22 protein-coding genes are annotated in these 22,515 nt (G+C 61.9%); 11 read left to right on the top strand and 11 right to left on the bottom strand.

What is annotated here, in order from left to right; all coding sequences use genetic code 11:
• Positions 1–40: 40 nt before the first annotated feature.
• The 4 genes from ACIPSK_RS07845 to ACIPSK_RS07860 all read right to left on the bottom strand — a co-directional run bounded on the left by ACIPSK_RS07845 (position 41) and on the right by ACIPSK_RS07860 (position 3,670).
• Positions 41–820, bottom strand: a complete 780-nt coding sequence (locus ACIPSK_RS07845) for an amino acid ABC transporter ATP-binding protein (protein ID WP_170259482.1) — start codon at positions 818–820, stop codon at positions 41–43.
• Positions 817–1,746, bottom strand: coding sequence for an amino acid ABC transporter permease (locus ACIPSK_RS07850; protein ID WP_446532812.1), 930 nt, complete (start codon positions 1,744–1,746; stop codon positions 817–819). Before ACIPSK_RS07850 ends, ACIPSK_RS07845 begins: the two co-directional genes overlap by 4 nt.
• Positions 1,743–2,633, bottom strand: coding sequence for an ABC transporter substrate-binding protein (locus ACIPSK_RS07855; RefSeq protein ID WP_162115812.1), 891 nt, complete (start codon positions 2,631–2,633; stop codon positions 1,743–1,745). Before ACIPSK_RS07855 ends, ACIPSK_RS07850 begins: the two co-directional genes overlap by 4 nt.
• Positions 2,634–2,707: 74 nt before the next feature.
• Positions 2,708–3,670, bottom strand: coding sequence for a nitrate ABC transporter substrate-binding protein (locus ACIPSK_RS07860; protein ID WP_017967681.1), 963 nt, complete (start codon positions 3,668–3,670; stop codon positions 2,708–2,710).
• A gap of 100 nt (positions 3,671–3,770) precedes the next feature.
• Between ACIPSK_RS07860 and ACIPSK_RS07865 the strand changes: the two genes are divergently transcribed.
• Entirely contained in the window at positions 3,771–5,096 is a 1,326-nt protein-coding gene (locus ACIPSK_RS07865; RefSeq protein WP_446532813.1) for an aminotransferase-like domain-containing protein, read from the top strand.
• A gap of 57 nt (positions 5,097–5,153) precedes the next feature.
• Here ACIPSK_RS07865 and ACIPSK_RS07870 read toward each other — a convergent pair whose 3' ends face one another.
• A complete protein-coding gene (locus tag ACIPSK_RS07870) occupies positions 5,154–5,876 on the bottom strand; it encodes a response regulator transcription factor (RefSeq protein ID WP_260111438.1) in 723 nt (240 codons plus the stop codon).
• A 13-nt stretch (positions 5,877–5,889) separates the two neighbouring features.
• Positions 5,890–7,128, bottom strand: coding sequence for an ATP-binding protein (locus tag ACIPSK_RS07875; protein ID WP_446532814.1), 1,239 nt, complete (start codon positions 7,126–7,128; stop codon positions 5,890–5,892).
• A 281-nt stretch (positions 7,129–7,409) separates the two neighbouring features.
• Here ACIPSK_RS07875 and ACIPSK_RS07880 point away from each other — a divergent pair, with 281 nt between their 5' ends.
• The 5 genes from ACIPSK_RS07880 to ACIPSK_RS07900 all read left to right on the top strand — a co-directional run bounded on the left by ACIPSK_RS07880 (position 7,410) and on the right by ACIPSK_RS07900 (position 12,768).
• A complete protein-coding gene (locus ACIPSK_RS07880; protein WP_260111402.1) occupies positions 7,410–8,426 on the top strand; it encodes an ABC transporter substrate-binding protein in 1,017 nt (338 codons plus the stop codon).
• Between the two features lie 70 nt (positions 8,427–8,496).
• Positions 8,497–9,948 (top strand): sugar ABC transporter ATP-binding protein, encoded by a 1,452-nt coding sequence (locus ACIPSK_RS07885; RefSeq protein WP_162115817.1) that lies wholly within the window; start codon positions 8,497–8,499, stop codon positions 9,946–9,948.
• Positions 9,945–10,892 (top strand): ABC transporter permease, encoded by a 948-nt coding sequence (locus ACIPSK_RS07890; RefSeq protein ID WP_162115818.1) that lies wholly within the window; start codon positions 9,945–9,947, stop codon positions 10,890–10,892. Before ACIPSK_RS07885 ends, ACIPSK_RS07890 begins: the two co-directional genes overlap by 4 nt.
• Positions 10,889–11,839: an ABC transporter permease gene (locus tag ACIPSK_RS07895; protein WP_162115819.1), complete on the top strand. Its 951-nt coding sequence runs from the start codon at positions 10,889–10,891 to the stop codon at positions 11,837–11,839. The genes ACIPSK_RS07890 and ACIPSK_RS07895 overlap by 4 nt, the downstream gene beginning before the upstream one ends.
• Positions 11,840–11,853: 14 nt before the next feature.
• Positions 11,854–12,768 (top strand): SMP-30/gluconolactonase/LRE family protein, encoded by a 915-nt coding sequence (locus ACIPSK_RS07900; protein WP_446532815.1) that lies wholly within the window; start codon positions 11,854–11,856, stop codon positions 12,766–12,768.
• A gap of 52 nt (positions 12,769–12,820) precedes the next feature.
• Here ACIPSK_RS07900 and ACIPSK_RS07905 read toward each other — a convergent pair whose 3' ends face one another.
• Positions 12,821–13,900, bottom strand: coding sequence for a LuxR C-terminal-related transcriptional regulator (locus ACIPSK_RS07905; RefSeq protein WP_446532816.1), 1,080 nt, complete (start codon positions 13,898–13,900; stop codon positions 12,821–12,823).
• A gap of 306 nt (positions 13,901–14,206) precedes the next feature.
• On the opposite strand from ACIPSK_RS07905, the gene ACIPSK_RS07910 reads away from it, so the two are divergent.
• Positions 14,207–15,127 (top strand): ADYC domain-containing protein, encoded by a 921-nt coding sequence (locus ACIPSK_RS07910; RefSeq protein ID WP_446532817.1) that lies wholly within the window; start codon positions 14,207–14,209, stop codon positions 15,125–15,127.
• Positions 15,128–15,220: 93 nt separating this feature from the next.
• Positions 15,221–15,523: a hypothetical protein gene (locus ACIPSK_RS07915; protein WP_446532818.1), complete on the top strand. Its 303-nt coding sequence runs from the start codon at positions 15,221–15,223 to the stop codon at positions 15,521–15,523.
• 232 nt (positions 15,524–15,755) lie between these two features.
• On the opposite strand, the gene ACIPSK_RS07920 is transcribed toward ACIPSK_RS07915, so the two are convergent.
• A complete protein-coding gene (locus ACIPSK_RS07920; RefSeq protein ID WP_170255591.1) occupies positions 15,756–16,982 on the bottom strand; it encodes an MFS transporter in 1,227 nt (408 codons plus the stop codon).
• 120 nt (positions 16,983–17,102) lie between these two features.
• Here ACIPSK_RS07920 and ACIPSK_RS07925 point away from each other — a divergent pair, with 120 nt between their 5' ends.
• The 3 genes from ACIPSK_RS07925 to ACIPSK_RS07935 all read left to right on the top strand — a co-directional run bounded on the left by ACIPSK_RS07925 (position 17,103) and on the right by ACIPSK_RS07935 (position 20,024).
• Positions 17,103–17,702: a TetR/AcrR family transcriptional regulator gene (locus ACIPSK_RS07925; RefSeq protein WP_162115825.1), complete on the top strand. Its 600-nt coding sequence runs from the start codon at positions 17,103–17,105 to the stop codon at positions 17,700–17,702.
• A 180-nt stretch (positions 17,703–17,882) separates the two neighbouring features.
• Entirely contained in the window at positions 17,883–19,220 is a 1,338-nt protein-coding gene (locus tag ACIPSK_RS07930) for an epoxide hydrolase family protein (RefSeq protein ID WP_446532819.1), read from the top strand.
• Between the two features lie 222 nt (positions 19,221–19,442).
• Positions 19,443–20,024 (top strand): nucleoside 2-deoxyribosyltransferase, encoded by a 582-nt coding sequence (locus ACIPSK_RS07935; RefSeq protein ID WP_170255588.1) that lies wholly within the window; start codon positions 19,443–19,445, stop codon positions 20,022–20,024.
• A gap of 97 nt (positions 20,025–20,121) precedes the next feature.
• On the opposite strand, the gene ACIPSK_RS07940 is transcribed toward ACIPSK_RS07935, so the two are convergent.
• The 3 genes from ACIPSK_RS07940 to ACIPSK_RS07950 form a co-directional block, all read right to left on the bottom strand.
• The gene (locus ACIPSK_RS07940) at positions 20,122–20,607 is read right to left on the bottom strand and encodes a GFA family protein (protein WP_170255587.1); all 486 of its coding nucleotides are present in this window, start codon (positions 20,605–20,607) and stop codon (positions 20,122–20,124) included.
• A 373-nt stretch (positions 20,608–20,980) separates the two neighbouring features.
• The gene (locus ACIPSK_RS07945; protein WP_170255586.1) at positions 20,981–21,595 is read right to left on the bottom strand and encodes a nucleotidyltransferase family protein; all 615 of its coding nucleotides are present in this window, start codon (positions 21,593–21,595) and stop codon (positions 20,981–20,983) included.
• Positions 21,588–22,514, bottom strand: a complete 927-nt coding sequence (locus tag ACIPSK_RS07950; protein ID WP_446532820.1) for an XdhC family protein — start codon at positions 22,512–22,514, stop codon at positions 21,588–21,590. Before ACIPSK_RS07950 ends, ACIPSK_RS07945 begins: the two co-directional genes overlap by 8 nt.
• Between the last annotated feature and the right edge of the window lies 1 nt (position 22,515).

Raw genomic sequence — 22,515 nt, forward strand, 5'->3', positions numbered from 1 at the left:
TTGCTCCGGCCCGGAGGGTCGAAGCAGAAGCTGACACCAGTCAGAGAAAACGGGCGAGAAAGGCCTGGGTCCGGGGATGTTGCGGATCGCCGATGACATCCTCGGGCTTGCCCATTTCGACGACATTGCCGCCGTCCATGAACACGACACGATCTGCCGCCTCGCGGGCGAAGCCGATCTCGTGGGTCACGACGATCATGGTCAGGCCCTGCTTGGCGAGATCGCGCATGGTGGAAAGAACTTCGCCGACGAGTTCCGGGTCGAGCGCAGAGGTGGGCTCATCGAACAGCATCAGCTTCGGCTTGATCGCCAAGGCACGGGCGATGGCGACGCGCTGCTGCTGACCGCCCGAGAGCTGGCGGGGATAGCTGCCCGCCTTTTCCGACAGCCCCACCCGCTCCAGAAGCCGCATGGCGTTCTCGGTCGCGGCCTTGCGGCTTTCTCCGTGCACGCCGACCGGGGCCTCGATGATGTTCTGCAGCACCGTCATATGCGGATAGAGGTTGAACTGCTGGAACACCATACCGATCTTGCGCCGCTGGTGGGCGATCCCGTTGCTCGACAGCTTTTCCAGCCGGTCCTTGCGGAGGCGATAACCGATCTGTTCGCCATCGACTTCGATGAACCCCTTATTGATCGCTTCGAGGTGATTGATGCAGCGCAGGAAGGTGGATTTTCCCGACCCGGACGGGCCGAGCACCACGACGACTTCACCCGGCATGACGTCGAGGTCGATTCCTTTCAGCACCTCGAGCTGGTCGAAGGATTTGTGGACGTTGCGGGCTCTGACGAGAGGTTTTATGGTCTCGGCGGCGGTCAATGGTTTGCCTCCTGGACAACGGCCTCGGGCTTTGCGGCAGCGACACTATTGCGCCGTTCGCTGCGGCCGTAATAGGCCTCGATATAGCTCTGGCCGACATTGAGGATCGAGGTGATAAGCAAGTACCAGAGGACTGCGACAAGCAGCATCGGTACGATCTCGAAGGTGCGATTGTAGATCGACTGAACGGAATAGAGCAGATCGGCCATGGCGATGACGCTGACGAGCGACGTTGCCTTGATCATGCTGATCAGCTGGTTGCCGGTCGGCGGTACGATCGAGCGCATCGCCTGCGGAATGATGATCCGCCACAGCGCCCTCGCCTTGGTCATGCCGAAGGCTTCCGCCGTCTCGAACTGGCCGCGATCGACCGAGAGCAGACCGCCGCGAATGATCTCGGCCATGTAGGCAGCTTCGTTCAAGGCCAGGCCGACGATCGCCGCTGTCATCGGCGTGATCACCGAATTGGTCTCCCAGCTTGCCAGCGTCGGGCCGAACGGAATGGCGATCGAAAGTTCGGGGAAAAGGGTCGAGAGATTGTACCAGAAGATCAACTGCACCAGGAGCGGCGTGCCGCGGAAAAACCAGATGAACAGCGATGCCAGCGAACGTGCGAGCCGGTCATTCGAAAGCCGGGCGATCGCCAGCCCGAGGCCGAGCACGATGCCGATGGCCATCGCAACCACCGTCAGGCCCAGGCTGACGTAAAGGCCACTGATGACAGTCGGATCGAAGAAATAGGCCGCGACAACAGGCCAGCCGAAATTCTCATTATGGGCGACGATCCACAGGAAGTTTGCGGCAATCAGGAGCACGACCACCCACAGGAGGAGCCGGCCCGTTTGAAAGGGCTTGTGGGCGTGGGCAACATCCCGGAAGTCCGCACCGCCAGAAGGCGGTGCGGCAGTCGTGCGGTTATTGGTCATTTCGGCAGGGCTCCACCAAGATTGAGGCCGGGCTGCTTGATCATGTTGTTCTCAAGACCCCACTTTTTCATGATGGCGGCGTAGGCGCCGTTATCCATCAACGCCTTGATCGAGTCGAGCAGAACGGGGCCGAGCGGCGAGCCTTTGGGCACGACGGCGCCCTGATAGAGATCGTCGAAGCCATTCTTCTGGCCGACGCCGCTCAGTTCCAGCTGGCCGTTTGCCTGAGACACGAAATAGGTCAGCGGCGCCTGCGAGGAGAAGAAGGCGTCGGCGCGTTTGGAGCGGACCGCCAGGATCGAGCTCGGCTGGTCGGTGTAGGATTGCACTTCGAGCGCAGGCTTGCCTTCTGCCTTGCACTTTTCGACCTGGGCCTGGATCACCTTTTCGGCGGAGCCGCCGGCCATGACGGCGATGCGATTGCCGCAGGCGCTGTCGAGCGAGCCGATGGCCTTCGGATTGCCTTTCTGAACGGAGAAGACCACGAATTCCTGAACCCAATCGACGAAATCATTAGCCTCCTCACGGGTCTTGAAGTCACCGATCGGACCGAAGGCGAACTGGTATCGGCCGGAATTGATGCCGGCGAGCAATGCGGTCAGTCCGCTGACGGTTTCATGGTCGATCTCGACGCCGAGCATCTGGCCGATCGCATCAGTCAGGTCGGCGCTGGCACCGCTCAATTTCGTGCCGGTGACGATCTCATAGGGAGGAAAGGAACCATTGTTGACGGAAACCATCTTGCCGTCGGTGCGGATCTTCTCCGGCAGGCGGGCCCGAAGCGCGTCATTGACGGTCTGCTTTGGTACGGCGGTTTCCTCAGCGAAGACCGACGTCGTCATCATCAGACCCAGCAGGGCGGCGGAAGCGATCAGTTTCGAATGCATGTCATTCCCCTTTTTTGGTTTGCGAAAGTGGGTGGTTCAACGATGAGGCCTCTGAAGGTTTCACCGGGTTTTGTTCATCGGGCCTTGGCGTGCCACGGAAACAGATCGGCGGGCGTCAAAAGGCGCGGCATGATCTTCTGTTCGTAGAGTTCCTCGGCAAAATCTGCGATCATCGCCTCGTTCGCGGCAAGCCCGCTGACGTTCCAGCTTGGCGGCAGGTCGGCCGCGCAGCGGCGCAGTTCGTCGATCATCCAGGGCGTGGTGTCGGCGTATTTCTCGCGCTTCTCCAGCCACATACGCTGGGACTCGTCGATCAACTCGCTGAGTTCATCCATGACCCAGGGATGCTCCTTGACGATATCAGCCTTGAAGCCGATCAGATGCATGCCCGGGATGTAGCCGACTTCGTTGAGGTAAGCGACTTCAGCGGCGCGGAAGTCATCCAGCAGCTGGCGGAGCGGCGATTCCTGATCGAAGAAACCCTTCGGCATGAAAGGCGTGAACACGGCATCGAGCCCGCCATCCAGCAAAAGGTCGACCATAGGGCGCTCGCCGGGAGCAGCCTCGATGCGGCCTGGCCGTCCAAAACCATCGAGACGGTCGACGATCGGATGAGCCTCGGTCAGGCGCCCGGCATACCACATCGCATCCTCGACGCCGACGCCTTCCCGGCGCAAAGCGGCACGGGTCCAGGTATTTCCGGAATCGCGCCAGCCGGTCACGCCGATGTTCTTGCCGGCCAGATCGGACAGCGTGCGGAGCGGACTCCCCTTGGCGGTGATGATGCAGCGATGACGGAAGCCGCGCATGATGAAGTTCGGCATGCCCAGAACCCGATCATCGCCATCATGACGCATCTGCGAATAGCGGCTGAAGGACATTTCCGCGGCGTCATGCGCCTCATCATCGGCGAGGCTGGACACCAGCGTGCCCACCCGATCCACTTTGATATTAAGACGGGAAGAGCTGACATCACCGAGCACAAGCGGTGTCATGTAATCCCAATCTCGAAGGGCGATGCGAAGCGGCACAGGCATGCAAAAAAACTCGCTGAAATGGCTCGACGAGGGGCAAATTAAATGTTCAAAATATAGAGTACAAATGTTATTACGTTATTGAACATTTAAAGTGAGAAAAATGGACGACATGGTCGAAGCCTCCTGGTTTGCCGAAAAAATAGCCGACAGCAGCATCCGGGGGATTGCTCTTGAAACCAGTGCGCTGATCCGTGCCGGTGTCCTGCCCATTGGGACGCGCCTGCCGGCGATCCGCGATATCGCTTACGAATTGCATGTCAGTCCGGCAACGATCTCCGAAGCCTGGAGCGAATTGCGGCGGCAGAAGATCATCAGCGGCCGGGGGCGCAACGGCACCTGGGTCAGCGGCGACCGCTTTGTCGCCAAGCCGGAACGCCTCGCCAGCTCGGGAAACTATAGGGCAGGTGTGCTCGACCTTACCTTAGCCGGGCCTGATGCAGCACTTCTTCCGCGCCTCGCCGACGCAATGGCCTATGGCGCGTCCGTCGATGATCTCAACAGCTATGAGCGCAGCCGGATCGTCCCTGAGTTGAAGGATGCCATTTCCAAGCGATGGCCCTATGAGGCTGAAGCCTTTCTCGCCACCAATGGCGGTTACAACGCCGTCTATACGATATTGCATGCGCTGGTCTCCCCGGGCTCGTCGGTCGCGATCGAACATCCCACAGCCATGCGACTGCTCGATATTCTCGAAGATCTCGGCGTGAAAATCATCCCTGTCGCCTGCGACGGCGAAGGCCCCCTGCCGGATTCGCTGCGCGACGCATTGCGGCAACGTCCGGCGGCTTTCCTGTTCCAGCCGCGGCTGCACTCGGTGACCGGCGTTGCGGTCAGTTCATCCCGCCTCGATCAGCTAGGAGATGTGCTGGAAGACAGCGATACGCTTATCATCGAGGATGACGGCGTCGGCGACGTGTCGGCGGCAAATCCGCAGTCGCTCGGTGGCCGATTTGCGGAGCGGACGATCCATATCCTCTCGCTCTCGAAAAGCCTCGGCCCGGATCTGCGTCTCGCGGTTCTGTCGAGTTCCGCGCCGATCGTCGACCAGATCCAGTCTTACCGTTCCTTCAGCGCCGGCTGGACCAGCCGTATCCTGCAAGGTGCCGCCGCCTGGCTGCTACGCGATCCGGCAACTTGGCAGCTTATCGGCGAGGCGCGCGAAATCTATCAGCAGAGGCGGGACGCCCTTGCCGATGCGCTCAGCGAACGGGGAATACCGATACCGGCGGGCCAGGGCCTGTGCCTCTGGGTGCCCGTCGTCTCCGAACCATTCGCGATGGTGACGCTTGCTGCGCGCAATATCGCCGTCAACCCGGGCAGCAAATTCTCCGTCTTGCCAAGCAGTCATATTCGAGTGGCGACCAGCACGCTCAGCCATCGCTATCAGGAAGCCGCCGATGCGATCGCGCTGGCTCATACGCCGTGAAAAGCAGGGGCCGCAGCCCAAGTCTCTGGTCCCCAGCCATTCCACCCAAGTCCAGAGCTACTTTCCCTCAAGCCACTCCTGCAGCTCTGCCTCAGCCCGCTCCAGAGCGCTGTAATTCAGGAGTTTGCGCAGGAAAGCGACCGTGACGGCGCGGGCGCGGAGATTGAAGCGGCCATCCTCGTGGTCGTCGCCGGCGCTCTGGTAGACGTCGAGCTTGTCGTAGAGCTGCTGCAGTCGGTTCTGAACGCTGCGCAGCGACAGGCCACGACGTTTGGCGATGGCCCGGTCGGTGAGGCCGAGAGCGATATCGACGAGGATCTCGTATTCGGAATCGGTGAAGCCGTTCGTCTGGCCGAGGCTCTTCTGCTGCAGGCCCCGCACCTCGCGATCGATGACGCACTGGCTCTCGATGAAGATCGAGCGCAGCGCAAGCTTCAGCCGCTCGTCGGAGGCGGATTTCAGCACATAGCCATAGGCGGCGCCGTCCGGCACGATGCGGGAAACGCCGCGCACATAGGCCTCGTCCGAATAATTCGACCAGAACAGAATGCGAGTCTCCGGCCGCTCCTTCCAGATGGTGCGCGCCGCTTCGATGCCGTTGCGGCTCGCCATCTGCAGGTCCATGACGATATGCGCCGACTTGTGGTCGCGGGCGAGCTTCTCGCCGACGGTTCCGTTCTCCGCCTCGATCACCGTGTCGCATTCCGGCAGAGCCGCGTTGACCGCCTCGTGCAGATAGGATCGGTGCAGCGGGTCATCCTCGACGATCAGAACCTTCATCATGCCCTTGTCCTCAGTTTGCCCCGATTGCCGGGTCGTGCGGGACAAGCGGTAGCACGACGCGCACCGCAGTCCCGTGATTGTTGTGACCGGGCCCGGTCGTGAACCGCGCCGAAATCAGCCGCGCACGGGTCTTCATATTGTCGATGCCGCCGCCGATCCGTCCCCGCGCCTTGGCAAGCCCGGTTCCGTCGTCGGAGATTTCGATCGAAAGCCGTTCCTCGTCGGCCTCGAGCCGTACCGTGACGGCGAGCGGCGCGGCATGGCGCACCGCATTGTTGATCGCCTCCTGCGCGATCCGGAACAGCGCAACGCTGACGGTTGGTTCCAGTCGCTCCAGCGCGCCGTGCGTCTCGTCGACAAGGCCCCATTCGATGCCCGATCCGCTGTCGCGGGTCGATCGGTCCAGATGATGCTCGATCGCCTGGGCGAGGCCGAAGAGCTGCAGCACGGAGGGTTTTGCCTGTTCGATGATCTGCCGCAGATCCTGCATGCAATGCTGCAGCGAACGGGAGATCGGCTCCAGCGTCTCGGGCGCCACCTCGCCGTTGCGCGACAGCCGATCGATCCGGCGGGCGAGCCGCGTCAGGTCGGCGAGTGTCTGGTCGTGCAAATCCATGCCGATCCGCTGGCGTTCCTGCTCCAGCGCTTCGGTAAGCTTCAGCGCACCTTGCCGCAGGCCCTCCTCGCGAGCGCGGGCCTCTGCCTCGACAATGGCCGAGCGTTGCGCCTGCTCGGCCGCCTGCAGCGCGAAGAAATAGGGCGTCAGCAAATCGGCAATGATGCGGGCGCGTTCGATATCCTCCATTGTATAGGCGCCCGCCTTGTGCGACGAACAGGAGAGTGCTGCGATGATCGTGCCCTGCACCTTCATCGGCACATGCAAGCGGCTCCTCAGCGACTGTTCGACGATCGGCCGCTTGAAGGCGCCCTCGAAGTGGAAACGCGGGTCGGTCATGGCGTCATCCGCCAGCAGAAAATCCACCTCGCCCCAGAGCAGCGAGCGGATGGGACTGTTGACAACGGGCGCGCCGGCAAGCCCGCCCCAGGCGGTCTCGATGCCCGTCTCGTAGGCCGTGTGATAGTTGCCGCCCTCAAGCAGCACGCAGACATCGAGATGGTCGTGCGGGATGATATGGGCGACCTCGGCCGCGACGGAACGGATAGCCGAGCGGAAGTCGAGCTGGCCCGCGAGCAGCCGGGAAATGCCGAGATAATGGTCGAACATGGCTGCCGGTACGAGATGCAGCATCGTCAGTTCCTCCCCGAGACGGCGGCAGGCTCCTCAACCCGCCGCGCCCCCTTCCCAGTAAGCGCCTGCGGAAGCGCCTCCGTCTTGCGTAAACCCGCAGCTTGTTGCGCAAATCCCGCAAACGGATTGCCGCCTTGCCCCTGTACAGGCCGATCGATCTCCCGCATCCTGCCCTTACTGAGAGGAGGAAGCTCAGTGCAAGAACAATTTTCACTCGGACCCAATTGGGCCGGCAGGAGTGAAACGATCCGCCGACCAGCGCGATCATCAGGGAGGAAGACATGACAATCCGTAAGATGCTTCTGGCATCGGCCGCTATTGCTTGCGCCGCGATGCCCGTTTCGGCCTTTGCCGATACCGCGGCCAAGAAAATCGCCCTTTCCAATAACTATGCCGGCAATTCGTGGCGCCAGGCCATGCTGACGAGCTGGGGCAAGGTGACGGGCGAAGCCGTAAAGGCCGGCACCGTTGCTGCAGCCGACCCCTTCACCACTGCCGAGAACCAGGCGACGGAACAGGCCGCGCAGATCCAGAACATGATCCTGCAGGGCTATGACGCCATCGTGCTGAACGCCGCCTCGCCGACGGCGTTGAACGGCGCGGTCAAGGAGGCCTGCGATGCCGGCATCACCGTCGTGTCCTTCGACGGCATCGTCACCGAACCCTGCGCCTGGCGCATCGCCGTCAACTTCAAGGAAATGGGCCGCAGCGAGGTCGAGTACCTGTCGAAGAAACTGCCGGAAGGCGGGAACCTGCTCGAGATCCGTGGTCTTGCCGGTGTCTTCGTCGATGACGAGATCTCGGCCGGCATTCACGACGGCGTCAAACAGTACCCGCAGTTCAAGATTGTCGGCTCCGTTCATGGAGACTGGGCGCAGGACGTGGCGCAGAAGGCTGTTGCCGGCATCCTGCCGAGCCTGCCCGACCTTGCCGGCGTGGTAACGCAGGGCGGCGATGGCTATGGCGCCGCACAGGCGATTGCTGCGACCGACCGGAAGATGCCGATCATTATCATGGGCAACCGCGAAGACGAACTGAAGTGGTGGAAGGAGCAGAAGGACGCGAAGGGCTACGAGACCATGTCCGTGTCGATCGCGCCCGGTGTCTCGACGCTTGCCTTCTGGGTGGCGCAGCAGATCCTGGATGGCAAGCAAGTCAAGAAAGACCTCGTCGTGCCCTTCCTGCGCATCGACCAGGACAATCTCGAAACCAACCTCGCCAATACCCAGGCCGGCGGCGTCGCCAACGTGGAATACACGCAGGCAGACGCAATCAAGGTCATCGAGTCGGCAAAGTAAATCTCCCGGCGACTGCCGCGCGGCCACAGATGCCGCGCGGCATTTTTTGCAAGCAGGCATGGCGGGCAGCATGGATGACGTTGTGAAGGCGGTGATCGCCGTCGATGGCGCCAAGGTGAGCTTCGGCGCGGTCAGAGCGCTCGATGGCGTGACCCTCCGCGTCATGCCGGGCGAATGCGTCGGGCTTGTCGGACACAATGGCGCCGGCAAGTCGACCATCGTCAGCGTCATCAACGGCGGCCTCATGCCACACGAAGGAAGTGTGGCGAGCGACGGCGAGCGGCTGGAGCGCTATGGCATCAACGCGGCGCGTGCCCGCGGTGTGCGCTGCGTCTTCCAGGAGCTTTCGCTCTGCCCCAACCTTTCGATCGTCGAGAACACGCGCATCATGCATCGCCATCTTGGAGGCTTCGGCTGGCGGAGGCGCGCCGCAAATATCATCGAGACGAGCCTCGACGCCGTCTTTCCCGGCCACGGCATCGACAGCAGCCGGGCCGTGGGGGATCTTTCGATCGCCGAGCGGCAGATGGTCGAGATATCAATGGCCTTTTCCGACGCCGGCATTCCCCCGCGGCTGGTGATCCTCGACGAACCCACTTCGTCGCTCGATGCAAGCCTTGCCCGGCAGATGCTCGACCATGTCCGCCGCTTCATCGCCACGGGCGGGTCCGTCATCTTCATCTCGCATATCCTGCACGAGATCCTCGAAACCTCGGATCGCATCGTCGTCATGAAGGACGGCCGCGTCGTCGCCGAGCGCCCGGCGCAAGGCTTTGACCATCACGGCCTCGTGGAAGCGATGGGCACCGTCGCGAAGGAGGAGACCAAGCAGCGCTCGGGGCGCGAACAATCCACCGCTCCGCTCATTCTGTCCCATCAGGGGAAGGGCCTTGCCTTTGCGGCGCGCAAGGGCGAGATCATCGGACTGGCGGGCCTGGCGGGCCATGGGCAGACCGAGCTGCTGCTTGCCCTGCATACCGCCCAGTCCGGCAACTGGCTGCCCGAGCGCGATCCGCTCGTCACCTTTGTCGCCGGCGACCGCCGCCTCAACGGCGTCTTCGAGTTGTGGAGCATCCTGCGCAACTTCTCCATCGCCTCGCTTGGCGACCTGTCCCGGCGCGGCCTCATCCTTGAAAGTGAAGAGGAGACAAAGGGCGCCGACTGGAAGCGGCGGATCGAGATCCGCACGCCCGATATGGGCAACCGCATCCTCTCGCTTTCCGGCGGCAACCAGCAAAAGGTGCTCTTTGCTCGCGCGCTGGCGACGCGCGCGCCAATCGTGCTGATGGACGATCCGATGCGCGGCGTCGACGTCGGCACCAAGCAGGAGGTCTACGCGATCATCCGCGAGGAAGCGGCGCGCGGCCGCACCTTCATCTGGTACTCGACGGAGATGGACGAGGTCCGCCTCTGCGACCGCGTCTACGTCTTCCGCGAAGGCCGCATCACCACTGAACTCGCCGGTGATGCCGTCAACGAGAAGAACATCATCGCCGCCTCCTTCGAAGGGGTCGCCGCATGACGTTCCGGCTGTCGTCCGACGCCCTGCGTCTTGCCATTCCCGCCCTGTCGCTGACCCTGCTGCTCGCCGCCGTCTTCTGGCTGCAGCCGCGCGCCATGAGCTATGTCGGGCTCAACCTGCTGTTCAACCTGGCTGTGCCGATCGCGCTTGCGACGATCGCCCAGATGATCGTGATGGCGGTCAACGATCTCGATCTCTCGATGGGCGCCTTCGTCAGCTTCGTCGCCTGCGTCACCGCGACCTTTTTGCGGGATGCCCCGGTGACCGGCGTGCTGATCCTTGCCGGCGCGATCGCAACTTACGCGGGCCTCGGCGTCGTCATCTATCTGCGCAACCTGCCGTCCATCGTCGTGACTCTCGGCATGAGCTTCGTCTGGGGTGGCCTTGCCGTCCTGCTGCTGCCGGCACCGGGCGGGCAGGCGCCGGACTGGGTGCGCTGGCTGATGACCGTCAAGCCGCCGTTGGCGCCGATGGCGATCGTTGCCAGCATCGTCATCGCCTTGGTCGCCCATCTTCTCGTCATGCGATCGTCGCTCGGCGTGCTGATGCGTGGCATCGGCGGTAACCAACGCTCGGTCGAGCGCGCCGGCTGGTCGATTGTCGGCGCGCGCGCTGCCGCCTATGGTCTTGCGGGCCTCTTCGCGGTGCTTGCCGGCATCGCTCTCGTCGGGCTGACCACCTCGGCCGATGCCAATATCGCGCTGCGCTACACGCTGCTGTCGATCGCCGGCGTGATCCTCGGCGGTGGCGAGTTCATCGGCGGCCGCGTCTCCCCGATCGGTGCCGTCATCGGCGCGCTGACGCTGACGCTCGCCGGCTCGTTCCTGTCCTTCCTGCGGATCTCGCCGGACTGGCAGATCGGGGCTCAGGGCGCGATCCTGATCATCGTGCTGGCACTTCGGCTGATGCTGAATCGCCTGGAGAAGCGGGAGAAACGTAGATGACCCGGCTCTCGCGCCTCTTCCGCAAACCCTGGATCTGGTCTTGGTTTGCCGCCTTTGTCGTCTGGTTCCTGACGATCATGGTGACACTCGGCGCCAGCACGCTCGGCCTGTCGCAGGCAGCCCTCACCTTCGCCGCCTTTTCGGTCATCGTCGGCATTGGCCAGATGTTCGTCATCACGCTCGGCCCCGGCAACATCGATCTCTCGGTTCCCGCCACCATGACGCTTGCCGGCACGGTGGCACTGAAGCTGATGAATGTCGAAAACGGCATGATCCTGCCGGGTCTTCTTGTCGCCATCGTCATCGGTCTTGTTGTCGGTCTTGGCAACTATGCGCTCATCAAGGCGCTGCGCATTCCGCCGATCATCGCCACACTGTCCATGAGCTTCATCGTCCAGTCCGCGGCGATCTGGACGAACCGAGGCTTGCGCATCAAACCACCGAGCGTGCTGGCGGAATTCACGACGTCAAACACGCTCGGCATGCCGAACGCGGCGATCGTCGCATTCCTCATCTCGCTGCTTGCCTGGTTCCTGCTCGAGAAGACGATCTACGGGCGCTGGATCTCAGCGATCGGCCAGAGCATGCCGGCCGCGCGCATGGCCGGCATACCCGTCGACGGCACGCGTTTCGTCACCTACCTCTTCTGTGCCGTGCTCGCCTCGGTCGCAGGCTATCTGCTTGCCTGCTTCTCCGGCGGCGCAGCGCTCAACATGGGCTCGGAATATCTGCTGATGTCGATCGCCGTCGTGGTGATCGGCGGCACGGCGGTTGCCGGCGGCGATTCCAATGTGCCGGGGATCTGGGGCGCATCGCTCTTCATGTTCCTGGTCGTCTCCATGCTCAACACTTACGGGTTCGGCGCGGGCATCCGCCTGATCTTGACCGGCCTCATCATCATCAGCGTCATCATGCTCGCCGGCGGTCGCCGGGCTGGCATGCGATAAACGGGAAGACCGCCATGGCCGAGGCCAGCATTTACGAAATCCACGACCCGCGCTTCCGGCAGATGATCGTGACCAGTGCCGCTCTCGACGAACTCTATTCCGGCTGCCGCTGGGCGGAGGGTCCCGTCTGGTTCAACGACGCCAACCAGCTGCTGTGGAGCGACATACCCAACCAGCGCATGCTGCGATGGACGCCGGAGAACGGCGTCTCCGTCTATCGCCAACCCTCCAACTTCACCAACGGCCATACGCGCGACAGGCAGGGGCGGCTGATCTCCTGCGAACATGGGACGCGCCGCGTCACGCGCACCGAGGTCGACGGCTCGATCACCGTGCTCGCCGACCATTTTGACGGCGCCAGGCTCAATTCGCCGAACGACGTGGTGGTGAAATCAGACGGCACGATCTGGTTCACCGACCCGACCTACGGCATCATGTCGGACTACGAAGGCTTTCGCGCCGAGCCGGAGCAACCGACGCGCAACGTCTATCGGCTCGATCCGACGAGCGGCGCGCTTGCGGCTGTCGTTACGGATTTTATCCAGCCGAACGGCCTCGCCTTCTCGCCCGACGAGACAATCCTCTATGTGGCGGATTCGGCCGCAAGCCACGACGAAAGCCTGCCGCGCCACATCCGCGCTTTCGACGTGATCGACGGCAACAGTCTGGCAAACGGCCGCGTCTTCTGCCTCATCGATAGCGGCATCCCAGACGGCATCCGCACCGACGCCAGCGGGAACCTCTGGTCGAGTGCGGCCGATGGCGTGCATTGCTTCGACCCGGCGGGCAAACTGATCGGCAAGATCCGCGTCCCGCAAACCGTCGCCAACCTCACCTTCGGCGGGCCTAAACGCAACCGGCTGTTTATTGCAGCGACGCATTCGGTTTATTCGGTCTATGTCGCGGTGAGTGGGGCGCAGGTGCCGTGAGGTCTTGACGGTCGCCATGGGTGAGATCGAGTTATCGACCCTGCAATCCGTATCACGTGGTGTTAGCCGATGTCGCCAGCGACATCCCGTGCATGATTGGTGATGCGATCGTCGAAACGAGGGCGACGAGATCGGCCTGACGTGCGGTGGAGGTCTTTGCATAGACCCGGCCAAGATGGGTCTTCAGCGTATTCTCGCTGATTGCCAGAGTTGCAGCACATTGCGCAGCGCTCAATCCTCTGCCGATCTGCAGGACGACCCGCGCCTCGGCCGGGGTCAGGTCGTAAAGCGTGATCAACACCTCTTCTGGCGGAGGCGAAGCCGAAATGGTGGTTGATATGAACACGGCAGCGCATGCAGGCCTAAAAGCTGCTCGAGCCGTCCCTTCGCTCAACGGCAGGATATAGGCGACCGCCGGAGACTGGCCCGGAGTGGAAATCGGAAGGCCGATACCGCGCGACCCCAACAGGGCGTCCGCATGGGCTGCGGCCCCGATTGCTTCCAGCAAAGCCCGTGAAACCATGGGTGTCTGGGCCTGAAGAACGCCGTTTCGCGAGCGCAGAAGTATACGCTCGTCAAGCAATTTTGCCGCATGGGCGTTGGCGTGAAGAACCGCCCCATCTGCCCCAGTGAGAATGACGGGAACTGCGAGGCTGTCGAGGACACCGCGATACATGCCGGTGGTGACGCGCGTCTGATCCAAAAGGTCGCCAATCAGGGAAGCTCGCCGCAGGTGGGGTGAAAGCAAGGCCAGAAAGCGCTGTTCTTCGGCGCTGATGGGCGGCCGGTTCGCCCACGTCGTCGTACTGAATAGTCCAATCCGGTCGGCAGTATGGACGAACTTCGTCGTACACGCCTCGCGTAGGCCTTGAGGCTTTGCCCATTCTTGGAAGAATGCGGATTGCTCCAGTTCCCCTTCGCTGACGAGAGACAATGTCCGCTGCGGCAGATCAATGTCGCCAATGACCGCGGCCCTCAGGCCCGGTATCGCGTCGAGCTCATAGTCCTGTAGCGCTCTCAACTGCTCGGCGTCCCAGGGAGACTGAGCCGCAAATCTACCTCGGCTATCCGTGACGCTAGTGAGTGCAATCGTCGTATAGGCCGCGTCGATGGTGCTGGTAATGCGGGTCATGACACCCGTCCAGCCTTCCGGGCTCAAAGCGCAATCATAGATATCGCCGATTATCGAAGACAGTATTTCGTCACCCAGCCTACTCATGCGGTCCCCTGCGCAATCGCTTCTTCCACCTCTGCCAGCCAGACACTGGCAGGAATACTGGGAGATATGCAATCGAAAGCTTTCGTGGCGCAAGCTCTGCGGGAGACAAAGCTTAAGACGTCATACTTGCGGATGACGACGGCGCCGGGAGGGTCCTTTAGACGTCGTTGCTCAAGGCGCGACGCGCTCTTTCATAGAACTTCGATCTCGAGACCTTCCATGGATCCGCCACTATCAACTGCGCCAACGCGCAAGAGCCGTTGCGGTACTTATTGTGATCGTGTGGCCATAATGATCGCAACATTTATGAAACTGGCTGTTGGCGCTCTGCTCTTTTGCGCGGCGTTCGCGAGCTCTTCGCTTCCGGCTGCGGCCGCGGCGTCGCCGCCGGAGCGGATCGAGAAAACCGAGGTGGTCGGAACTGCGTTCCGATTTACCTTCTCGAGCGGCAAAGTTCTTCAGGGCAAGGAACTCGTTGGCGCAACCCTGTCGCTACGCTTGTCCGGCGATGCTGTTGCCCACCGTGTCCGCATTGATGACATCGTGACCGACAGCCGTGATCCCGACGGCGAGGTGCTCCTGCACAAAGTCACCGTTGTCGACGGGCGAACACCGGTCGAACTCTGCGACCCTGATCCTGATGGAAATCGCTGGATGTTTCCGCTCAAGGGGCAATGGAATTCGGAGGGAAAGATGATTTCGCAGTCCGGTTTTACCCTTACATGTTCAGCCGGAGCACAGGGGAAGTGCGTCCGCTTCGGTTACAAGCCCTGGAAAACCCTGTCCGACGGGACGGATCTGGCGGAGTATCACCGCGCCTGCGTCAATATGGTCCGTGCCGACTATTGCGGCGATCGCGCCACGACCCGAACGGGCATGAAGATCGACATCTACGACGATCGCGGCATCCAACGCGAGGCCGAGAGTTCCGGGAGCGATGAGCTGAGTTTCGAAGCGGGATGGAGTACCGCGGGTGCTGTCTGCGTGGCTCATACCCGTGTCCCGGACAGGATGACGCTCGACGGTCTGCAGCGCTCCTGTCCCCGCCTCGCCAACCGCCTCGGCTCGGTGCTTTGCACGGCACAGAACGCCAAAAGCGGACTGTTCGGCAAGGCGTTGATTTTCAACCGCTCCCACTAGCGGCAACACCGTTTCCTGTCTTCAAATCCTTGAAGCGCAGGAATTCAAAACCGCTGGATTGTCCTCGGTTCTCTTCAACCAAAGGAAATGATCATGAAAATCCGCCAACTCGTCGTTGCCGCACTTCTCACCGCGTCAGCAGTTCCGGCATCTGCGGAGACCGTCAGTAATGCCATCACTGCAAACGCGATAGCGGCAAATGCCATTACCGCGAATGCCATCACGGCGAACGCGATAACGGCCAACGCCATCACCGCGAACGCCATTACGGCCAATGCCCTCAACACGAACGCTCTTTCAGCCGCGACTGTCGCACCCGTCGGAGAGACCGGCGCCGGTAGTGTCGATGACGTCATTGGCGTGGAACTGCCGAGCGGCAAGACGATCACGAAATGAGCCAGGGAGGGGCGAACGCTGTTCGCCCCTGCTCTCGGGGCGAAGGCGATGTTTTGACTTGGTTGGATTGCATTCCTCGATGCAGACGGCGATGGCGTCGATCAGCGCTCCAGATCGATCTGCTTCAGCCTGGTTCCGGGCAACAGAACGCCCGCCAGAATATCCTGCAGCATAAGGTCAGTCACATCTGCGTTTCGGAAGTCTCCTGCGCCGTTCCTTTCGATCGCCCACCCTACTGCGCCGGCTCCAGCATTGCGCAATCTTCCCCGTCGGTGCACTCTCCCGAAAGTGTACGCTGACCGAGCGCGATGATAAGGACGGTGGCGGCCCCGGCCGCCGCAGACACCCAGAACCCGCTCTGGGGACCGTAGGTGTCGACGACCCAGCCCGAGACGAAGGCGCCGAGCGCCATCCCGATGCCGATGCCGGTCATCACCCAGGTGACGCCTTCCGTCAGCACCGATTCCGGCACGCGACGCTCAATCAGGCCGAAGGCCGTTATAAAGGTCGGCGAGATCGCGATGCCGCTGACGAAGACGGCGATAGCAAGCAGGGTTACCGAGCTGCCGGCGACGAGCAGCGGCAGCGAGGTCAGTGCGAGGATCGCAACAGCGATCAGCAACTGACGGTGCAAGGGGATGCGCAGATTAAGCGCGCCGAGGGTCAAACCCACTAGGAAGGAACCGAGGGCATAGACACCGATGACAAGGCTTGCCGCATTCGGCTGACCAAGCTCCTTGGTGATGGCGACAACACTCACTTCGGCGGTTGCGAAGATCGCGCCGACGAAGATCAGCGCGAGTGTGATGATCTGCACCGGACGCTGGCGGATCGCGGAGCCAACCGAAGCCGCGCCGGCGACATGACGCACCTTCGGCTCGGTGCCGCGCTGCACGATGAAGGCGGCCGTCCCGAGCGCCAGAAAAGCCGTGCTCACCATCATGCCGGCTTCCGGGAATAGCGCCACGGCCAGCCCGACCGACAGCGAGGCGCCGGCGATATAGACCAGTTCGTCCGCGGCACTTTCGAACGCGAAGGCCGTGTTGAGCTCGGGCCGGTTGCGAAAGAGTTCCGTCCAGCGGGCCCGCATCAGCGCCGGAATGCTTGGCATAGCCGCCGCGAGGAAGGCTGAGGCAAAGAGCGTCCACACCGGCCAGTTCTGGTTGGCCGCGGCGATCAGCGCGATGAACGCCAGCACCGATACGATGGTTGTGGGAACGACCACTGCCGTCTGGCCCAGCCGGTCGACCGCTCGCGAAATCTGCGGCGAGACCACCGCATTGGTGAGTGCATAGGTCGCCGACACGGCGCCTGCCAGCCAATATTCGCCATGTGCCTGGGAGAGCATAGCAACGATGCCAATCGGCGCCATGGCGATGGGAAGGCGTGCGAAAAAGCCGGCTGCGGAGAAGCCCTTGGCTCCAGGTGCCGCGAATATTTGCCTATACGGATTTGACATGGGACGATCCTTCCAGCTATCGGATAGAACACTTATATACGGAGCGTATGTGTTCAGAAATAATGCATACGCTCCGTATGTCAATGAAAAAGATACGCGGCGTATGCCAGTGGAGAAGCCATGCGCAAACCGCGCCGGGAGATGATCGCAGAGACCCGCGGCAAACTTATCGCAGCCGGGCGGCGTGCCTTTGGCACGATCGGCTACGCGGAAGCGTCGATGGACGATTTCACCGGCGAAGCGGGATTGACGCGCGGGGCCCTCTATCACCACTTCGGTGACAAGAAGGGTCTGCTGCAGGCTGTCATCGTGGAGATCGATGCTGAGATGACGGAGCGGTTGAACGAGGTCTCGGCCGCCGCTCCGACACGCTGGCAGGGCTTTGTCGACGAATGCTCCGCCTATATTGAAATGGCGCTTGAACCGGAAATCCGCCGTATCATGTTTCGCGATGGCCCGGCTGTCCTCGGCGACATCTCGCAATGGCAGAACACCCCCGGCTGTATCGCCGCCCTCTCCCGCAGCCTCGACCGACTCAAGGCCGATGGCGAGATCATCGACATCGACACCGAAACCGCCGCCCGCCTCATCAATGGCGCCAGCAGCCATATGGCGCTTTGGATCGCCAATGCCGAGAATCCGGAGGGGGTTTCGAAGCGGGCGGTCACGGGATTCAAGGCTATGCTGGAGAGCCTCCGCAGGCAGCAAAGAGGTGTTTGATTTCCTATTCAGGCGCAGTGGTACCAGGTCGTTCCATGACGATCGTGTTCCCGCCTCTGTGTAGCCGCCACACTCCGATACTTTTTTGGCATTTCTTGAAACATGCCAGATACGCAGACCCGTCAGACATCACTCCGTCACGAAATGTCGCCCCTGGGCGACAACAACATGGAGTGCCTCATGAAGAAGATAGACAATATTCTCGCCTGGCGCCGCCTTGCCCGCGGTGCAATGGTGATGGCGGTTGGACCAATGTTGCTGTTTTCAGCCGGCTACCTTGTGCCAGCGAGTGCCGCCGACCTCACATCGGACGGGGCGGCGACGCCGATCGGGGCCGACGAAACGATCCGCCCGTTCCAGATCCACGTTCCGCAGTCACAGCTTGACGACCTGCGCAAGCGCATTGCCGAAACGCGTTGGCCAGACAAGGAGACGGTGAGCGACGCCTCGCAAGGCATTCAGCTTTCGCGCGTCCAGGATCTGGTGCGTTACTGGGGCACTGATTACGACTGGCGCAAAGCCGAGGCTGAGCTCAATGCACTTCCGGAATTCATCACGACGATCGACGGGGTCGATATCCAGTTCATTCATGTACGATCACGTCATCCCAACGCCCTTCCGGTCATTCTGACCCATGGCTGGCCGGGCTCGACCTTTGAGTTCATCAAGGCGATCGGCCCTCTTATAGATCCGACTGCTTATGGCGGTAAAGCGGAGGACGCATTTGATGTCGTCATCCCTTCCATCCCCGGCTACGGCTTTTCGGGTAAGCCCACGGAGCTTGGCTGGGGGCCTGACCGCGTTGCCCGAGCATGGGACATCCTGATGAAGCGGCTCGGCTACGCGCACTACGTTTCCCAGGGTGGCGACCACGGCTCCGTTATCTCCGACGCGCTGGCGCGCCAGGCACCCAAGGGCTTGCTTGGTATCCATCTCAACATGCCGGCGACCGTTCCGGGCAATCTCACGAGGGCGATCAACAGCGGAGACCCGGCTCCTGCGGAACTGTCAGCGCCCGAGCGGAATGCCTATGAATCGTTGAGCACCTTCTTCGGCCGGAATGCCGCCTATGGGGCCGTGATGGTGACGCGTCCGCAGACGATCGGCTACTCGCTTTCCGACTCGCCGTCTGGCCTGGCTGCATGGATCTACGAAAAATTTGCGCAGTGGAGCGACAGTGAGGGCATTCCTGAACGCGTTTTTTCGAAGGACGAAATGCTCAATGACATCACGCTGTACTGGCTGACCAACACCGGGGCATCCTCGTCGCGGTTCTATTGGGAAAACAACAACAACAATTTCAGCGCTGACGCCCAGAAGACCAAAGAGATCAAGATCCCGGTGGCCATCAGCGTATTCCCAAAGGAGATCTACCAGGCGCCGGAGAGTTGGAGCAAGCAGGCCTATCCCACGCTGCATTATTACCACCGTGTCGATATGGGCGGTCACTTCGCCGCCTGGGAACAGCCCAAACTCTTCGCTGAGGAATTGCGAGAGGCGTTCCGGCCGGCGCGTTGATACCCCGGCGGTAATACCCGTCCGGCGTGTCGACGTCGAGCGGGGCCGCGTCGCCAATCTCGACATCGAGCACGAGCAGGCCCGATGTGGCGATGGCGTTGCGCTGCCGACGCAGCCCTTACAATCCAGTGGGCGGTTTCGCCCACTGGATTGTGATCCTACTTCGCTGTAGAGCGAGGAAGGTATTTTGATGCCAAACCCATCCCTTTTAGGTGCGATTTTATGACAAAAAAAGTTTATCTCGCCGGTCCGGAGGTCTTCCTTCCCAATGCCCGTGAAATGCTCGACCGCAAGGCGGCACTTGCCCGTGAGGCGGGACTTATCCCGCTCTCGCCCGGCGACCTCGAAATCCCGCACACAAACTCGAAGCGCGAGCGGGCGGCTGCGATAAACGCAGTGGACGAGAAGATGATGATTGAGGCTGACGCGATCATCGCCAACCTGACGCCCTTTCGCGGCATTGCGGCCGATACAGGGACAGCCTTCGAACTCGGCTTTATGTGCGCAAGCGGTAAGCCTGTATTCGCTTACACGAATGTGGCTCGCGATCACAGCGGACGAGTGAGCGATCTTTATGGCGGGGCCATCGCCTATGATGGCGACGGTCGATTGCGAGACCCGAATGGAATTGCGGTCGAGGATTTCGGCCTGGCCGACAATCTGATGCTGCACGCTGGGATCGAGCGGCGCGGTGGTGTCCTCATCGTCGGAGACGCGGCGCGGGATGCGCTCTATACGGATCTTGCCGCGTTCAAGGCCTGTCTTGCCGTCGCCGTTGAAAAACTGCGCTCAGGCGCTCAATAAGCTGTAGTCCCTCGGTCGACGGCTTGCAGCCCGCTTCACGCCGCCCGAGGGGGTCGCCGCTCCAGTCGCGCGTTGTGTGGGTGGACAAGTTTGAGAGTTAGCCGGACGGCGGCCAATGGTCGGTATCATGGTCAGGATGCTGATGATTGGTGCTGCTGATCCGGTGCAACATCTGGGGATCGTCGGCGTAGGTCGGTCGCTCGCCCGGCACTTGGGCCAGGTTGGCGTACCAGGATACCCGGCTCTCGTTGCCGTATTGGTTTTCGGGCGGCGCCCGATCGGGCTCATCGAGGGTACCGACCAAAACTCCGATGTCGTCACCATCGGGATAATCGAAGGTGAGTGGGGTGCCACAGTCACGGCAAAAACCACGTCGGCCGACGTCCGAGCTGCGAAAATAGCTGATTGCGCCACGCGTCAGGCGAAAAGCGGGCTTCATCACCGGGCAGATGATCGCGAACGGACCGCCCACAGCCTTCTGGCACATCCGGCAGTGGCAGATATGGACGTTTTGCGGCGGCTCCTCCAGCGCGTACCGCACGGCGCCACATTGGCAGCCACCCGTTAGAACGACGGTCTGCATGCGGACAAACCATGGAAAGATCGCGCTGGCTCGCGTTGTATTGGCGGAGTACGTGTCACCTGGGGGCGAAATGGTTGAAACGGTGCCCCCGTTTGGTAAGGGTGTGTGTCCAGGGCGGAGGCGCCTTGCCGGCACCAAAAAGTAGCGTCTTCAGTGAGCATAGAGCCGGTCCTCACTTCTCCATTGCAGCAGGTTTTTCACACCTGCAACCGGGTCCTCAATAACAATTATTTCGCGGGATCGAAACCCGTCTGTGACGACGTGTTCTGACGGACGTCAACGTCACCTGTGAACAAACATATCTCGACCCACCTTTAGCCGTGGTGGTTCCAGACCGAATGCAACCGGACCACCTCGCCGCCTTGTCCGCGTACTAGTTCTTAATCGCGCCGCCGGCGGCCACGATATCGTCCGGCGTATCGACGTCGAGGCAAGCTGCGTCGCCGACATCGATGTCGAGCACGGGCAGACCTGACGTCGCAATGACATCGCGCGCGCCGACGTCGCCCTCAAGTCTCAACACTGCGCGGTGGAGAGAACGGGGAAGGATAACTGGATTGCCGGGCTTGCCGCGTGAGACGGCGCGCACGACAGCCTCGCCGCCCGCATTGCGAAATGCGAAAATCAAGGCATCGAGATGTGCGGTGGAAAGGCCGGGCATATCGGCCAGCATGACGAGAATGCCGTCGGCACCGTTAGCCCGCTTTGATGAGACACCTGCCATCAGCGAACTCGCCATGCCGCTAGCGTAGTCGGGATTATCGATGAAAATCAGATCGAGCCCATCGAGCGCGGCCTCGATCTCGCTCCTGCGATGGCCGGTGACGACAATGACGGATCCGGCATCCGCACCGAGCGCGATCAATGCCGACCGCCTCACGAGCGGCACGCCGTCGAATTCGGCCAGCAACTTGTGTTTCCCGCCCTCACCCATGCGGCTTGCCTTGCCGGCAGCGAGAACGACGATCGAGACCGATGCCTTAAGCATAAGCCACCAGTCTTGCCGCGGCGATATCAGCCAGAACCGACAGGGCGAGCGACGTTGCATCCCGTGTCGGGCCGAACATCCCGATAGGCGCCTTGATGCGAGCGATGTCGTCCCGTCTGAAAGCCATGGCTCTCAGCCGCTCGACACGTCGACGATGCGTCCGGGTGCTGCCGAGCGCGCCGATGTAGAACCCAGGCGAGGCAAGTGCGGTCTCGAGAATGGCAGCTTCGGCGTCAAGCTCATGATGCAGGAGCACGATGGCCGTGAAGGGATCGATGATGTCGGCAACCGGCCGGACGCCGCCCGGCGCCACGGCAATCACGTCGTAGCCGGAAGCCTCGGCCAGTCGTACGACGGCTTGCGCTTCGATCGTCTGCCCGGAAATGAGGACGCGGGTACGGGGACGGTAGACGGTCAGGAAATCTCGTTCGAGCCAGCACGTCCGTGGCAGCGGTTCTACCGGTTCGAGCGCCTGCCGCTCTGGCGAATATGCAAGGCCGGCTGCCTGCCTGCGTTCGAGACGCTCCAGCACATGCCGCAAAGCTCCGACATCTTTCAGGACATGGATTGCGACAGAGATTCCTCCGCCACAGGGAAGGACGATGTCGAAGAAGGGCGAGCCGTCGCCGAACTTGACCATTCGGTCGCGCCCTTGCGCCATTGCCAGAAGCGCTTCGGAAGCGACGGCGGCTTCGACACATCCGCCGGAGACATAGCCGCAGAACCGCCCGTCTGCGGCGACCACCATATGAGCGCCGAGCGCGCGCGCAGCCCCGCCCCGGATGTCGACGAGGGTGGCAAGTGCCGCCGCGCCACGACGATGCGCGTCTATCGCGAAGCGAAGCAGTTGCGCAGGGTCGTCGGTGGACGAGGCTCTGACGGGAATTGGCGCCGTGACGGGTGCAAGTGTGTGATGCATG

The sequence above is a fragment of the Rhizobium sp. LARHSG275 genome, assembly GCF_052871115.1.

Coding starts and splice junctions, on each gene's coding strand:
- ACIPSK_RS07915 (WP_446532818.1), top strand. CDS start 15,221: ATGAAAATCCGCCAACTCGTCGTTGCCGCACTTCTCACCGCGTCAGCA.
- ACIPSK_RS07930 (WP_446532819.1), top strand. CDS start 17,883: ATGAAGAAGATAGACAATATTCTCGCCTGGCGCCGCCTTGCCCGCGGT.
- ACIPSK_RS07920 (WP_170255591.1), bottom strand. CDS start 16,982: ATGTCAAATCCGTATAGGCAAATATTCGCGGCACCTGGAGCCAAGGGC.
- ACIPSK_RS07935 (WP_170255588.1), top strand. CDS start 19,443: ATGACAAAAAAAGTTTATCTCGCCGGTCCGGAGGTCTTCCTTCCCAAT.
- ACIPSK_RS07850 (WP_446532812.1), bottom strand. CDS start 1,746: ATGACCAATAACCGCACGACTGCCGCACCGCCTTCTGGCGGTGCGGAC.
- ACIPSK_RS07855 (WP_162115812.1), bottom strand. CDS start 2,633: ATGCATTCGAAACTGATCGCTTCCGCCGCCCTGCTGGGTCTGATGATG.
- ACIPSK_RS07945 (WP_170255586.1), bottom strand. CDS start 21,595: ATGCTTAAGGCATCGGTCTCGATCGTCGTTCTCGCTGCCGGCAAGGCA.
- ACIPSK_RS07900 (WP_446532815.1), top strand. CDS start 11,854: ATGGCCGAGGCCAGCATTTACGAAATCCACGACCCGCGCTTCCGGCAG.
- ACIPSK_RS07890 (WP_162115818.1), top strand. CDS start 9,945: ATGACGTTCCGGCTGTCGTCCGACGCCCTGCGTCTTGCCATTCCCGCC.
- ACIPSK_RS07860 (WP_017967681.1), bottom strand. CDS start 3,670: ATGCCTGTGCCGCTTCGCATCGCCCTTCGAGATTGGGATTACATGACA.
- ACIPSK_RS07865 (WP_446532813.1), top strand. CDS start 3,771: ATGGACGACATGGTCGAAGCCTCCTGGTTTGCCGAAAAAATAGCCGAC.
- ACIPSK_RS07905 (WP_446532816.1), bottom strand. CDS start 13,900: ATGACCCGCATTACCAGCACCATCGACGCGGCCTATACGACGATTGCA.
- ACIPSK_RS07880 (WP_260111402.1), top strand. CDS start 7,410: ATGACAATCCGTAAGATGCTTCTGGCATCGGCCGCTATTGCTTGCGCC.
- ACIPSK_RS07925 (WP_162115825.1), top strand. CDS start 17,103: ATGCGCAAACCGCGCCGGGAGATGATCGCAGAGACCCGCGGCAAACTT.
- ACIPSK_RS07875 (WP_446532814.1), bottom strand. CDS start 7,128: ATGCTGCATCTCGTACCGGCAGCCATGTTCGACCATTATCTCGGCATT.
- ACIPSK_RS07885 (WP_162115817.1), top strand. CDS start 8,497: ATGGATGACGTTGTGAAGGCGGTGATCGCCGTCGATGGCGCCAAGGTG.
- ACIPSK_RS07870 (WP_260111438.1), bottom strand. CDS start 5,876: ATGAAGGTTCTGATCGTCGAGGATGACCCGCTGCACCGATCCTATCTG.
- ACIPSK_RS07940 (WP_170255587.1), bottom strand. CDS start 20,607: ATGCAGACCGTCGTTCTAACGGGTGGCTGCCAATGTGGCGCCGTGCGG.
- ACIPSK_RS07910 (WP_446532817.1), top strand. CDS start 14,207: ATGGATCCGCCACTATCAACTGCGCCAACGCGCAAGAGCCGTTGCGGT.
- ACIPSK_RS07950 (WP_446532820.1), bottom strand. CDS start 22,514: ATGCATCACACACTTGCACCCGTCACGGCGCCAATTCCCGTCAGAGCC.
- ACIPSK_RS07895 (WP_162115819.1), top strand. CDS start 10,889: ATGACCCGGCTCTCGCGCCTCTTCCGCAAACCCTGGATCTGGTCTTGG.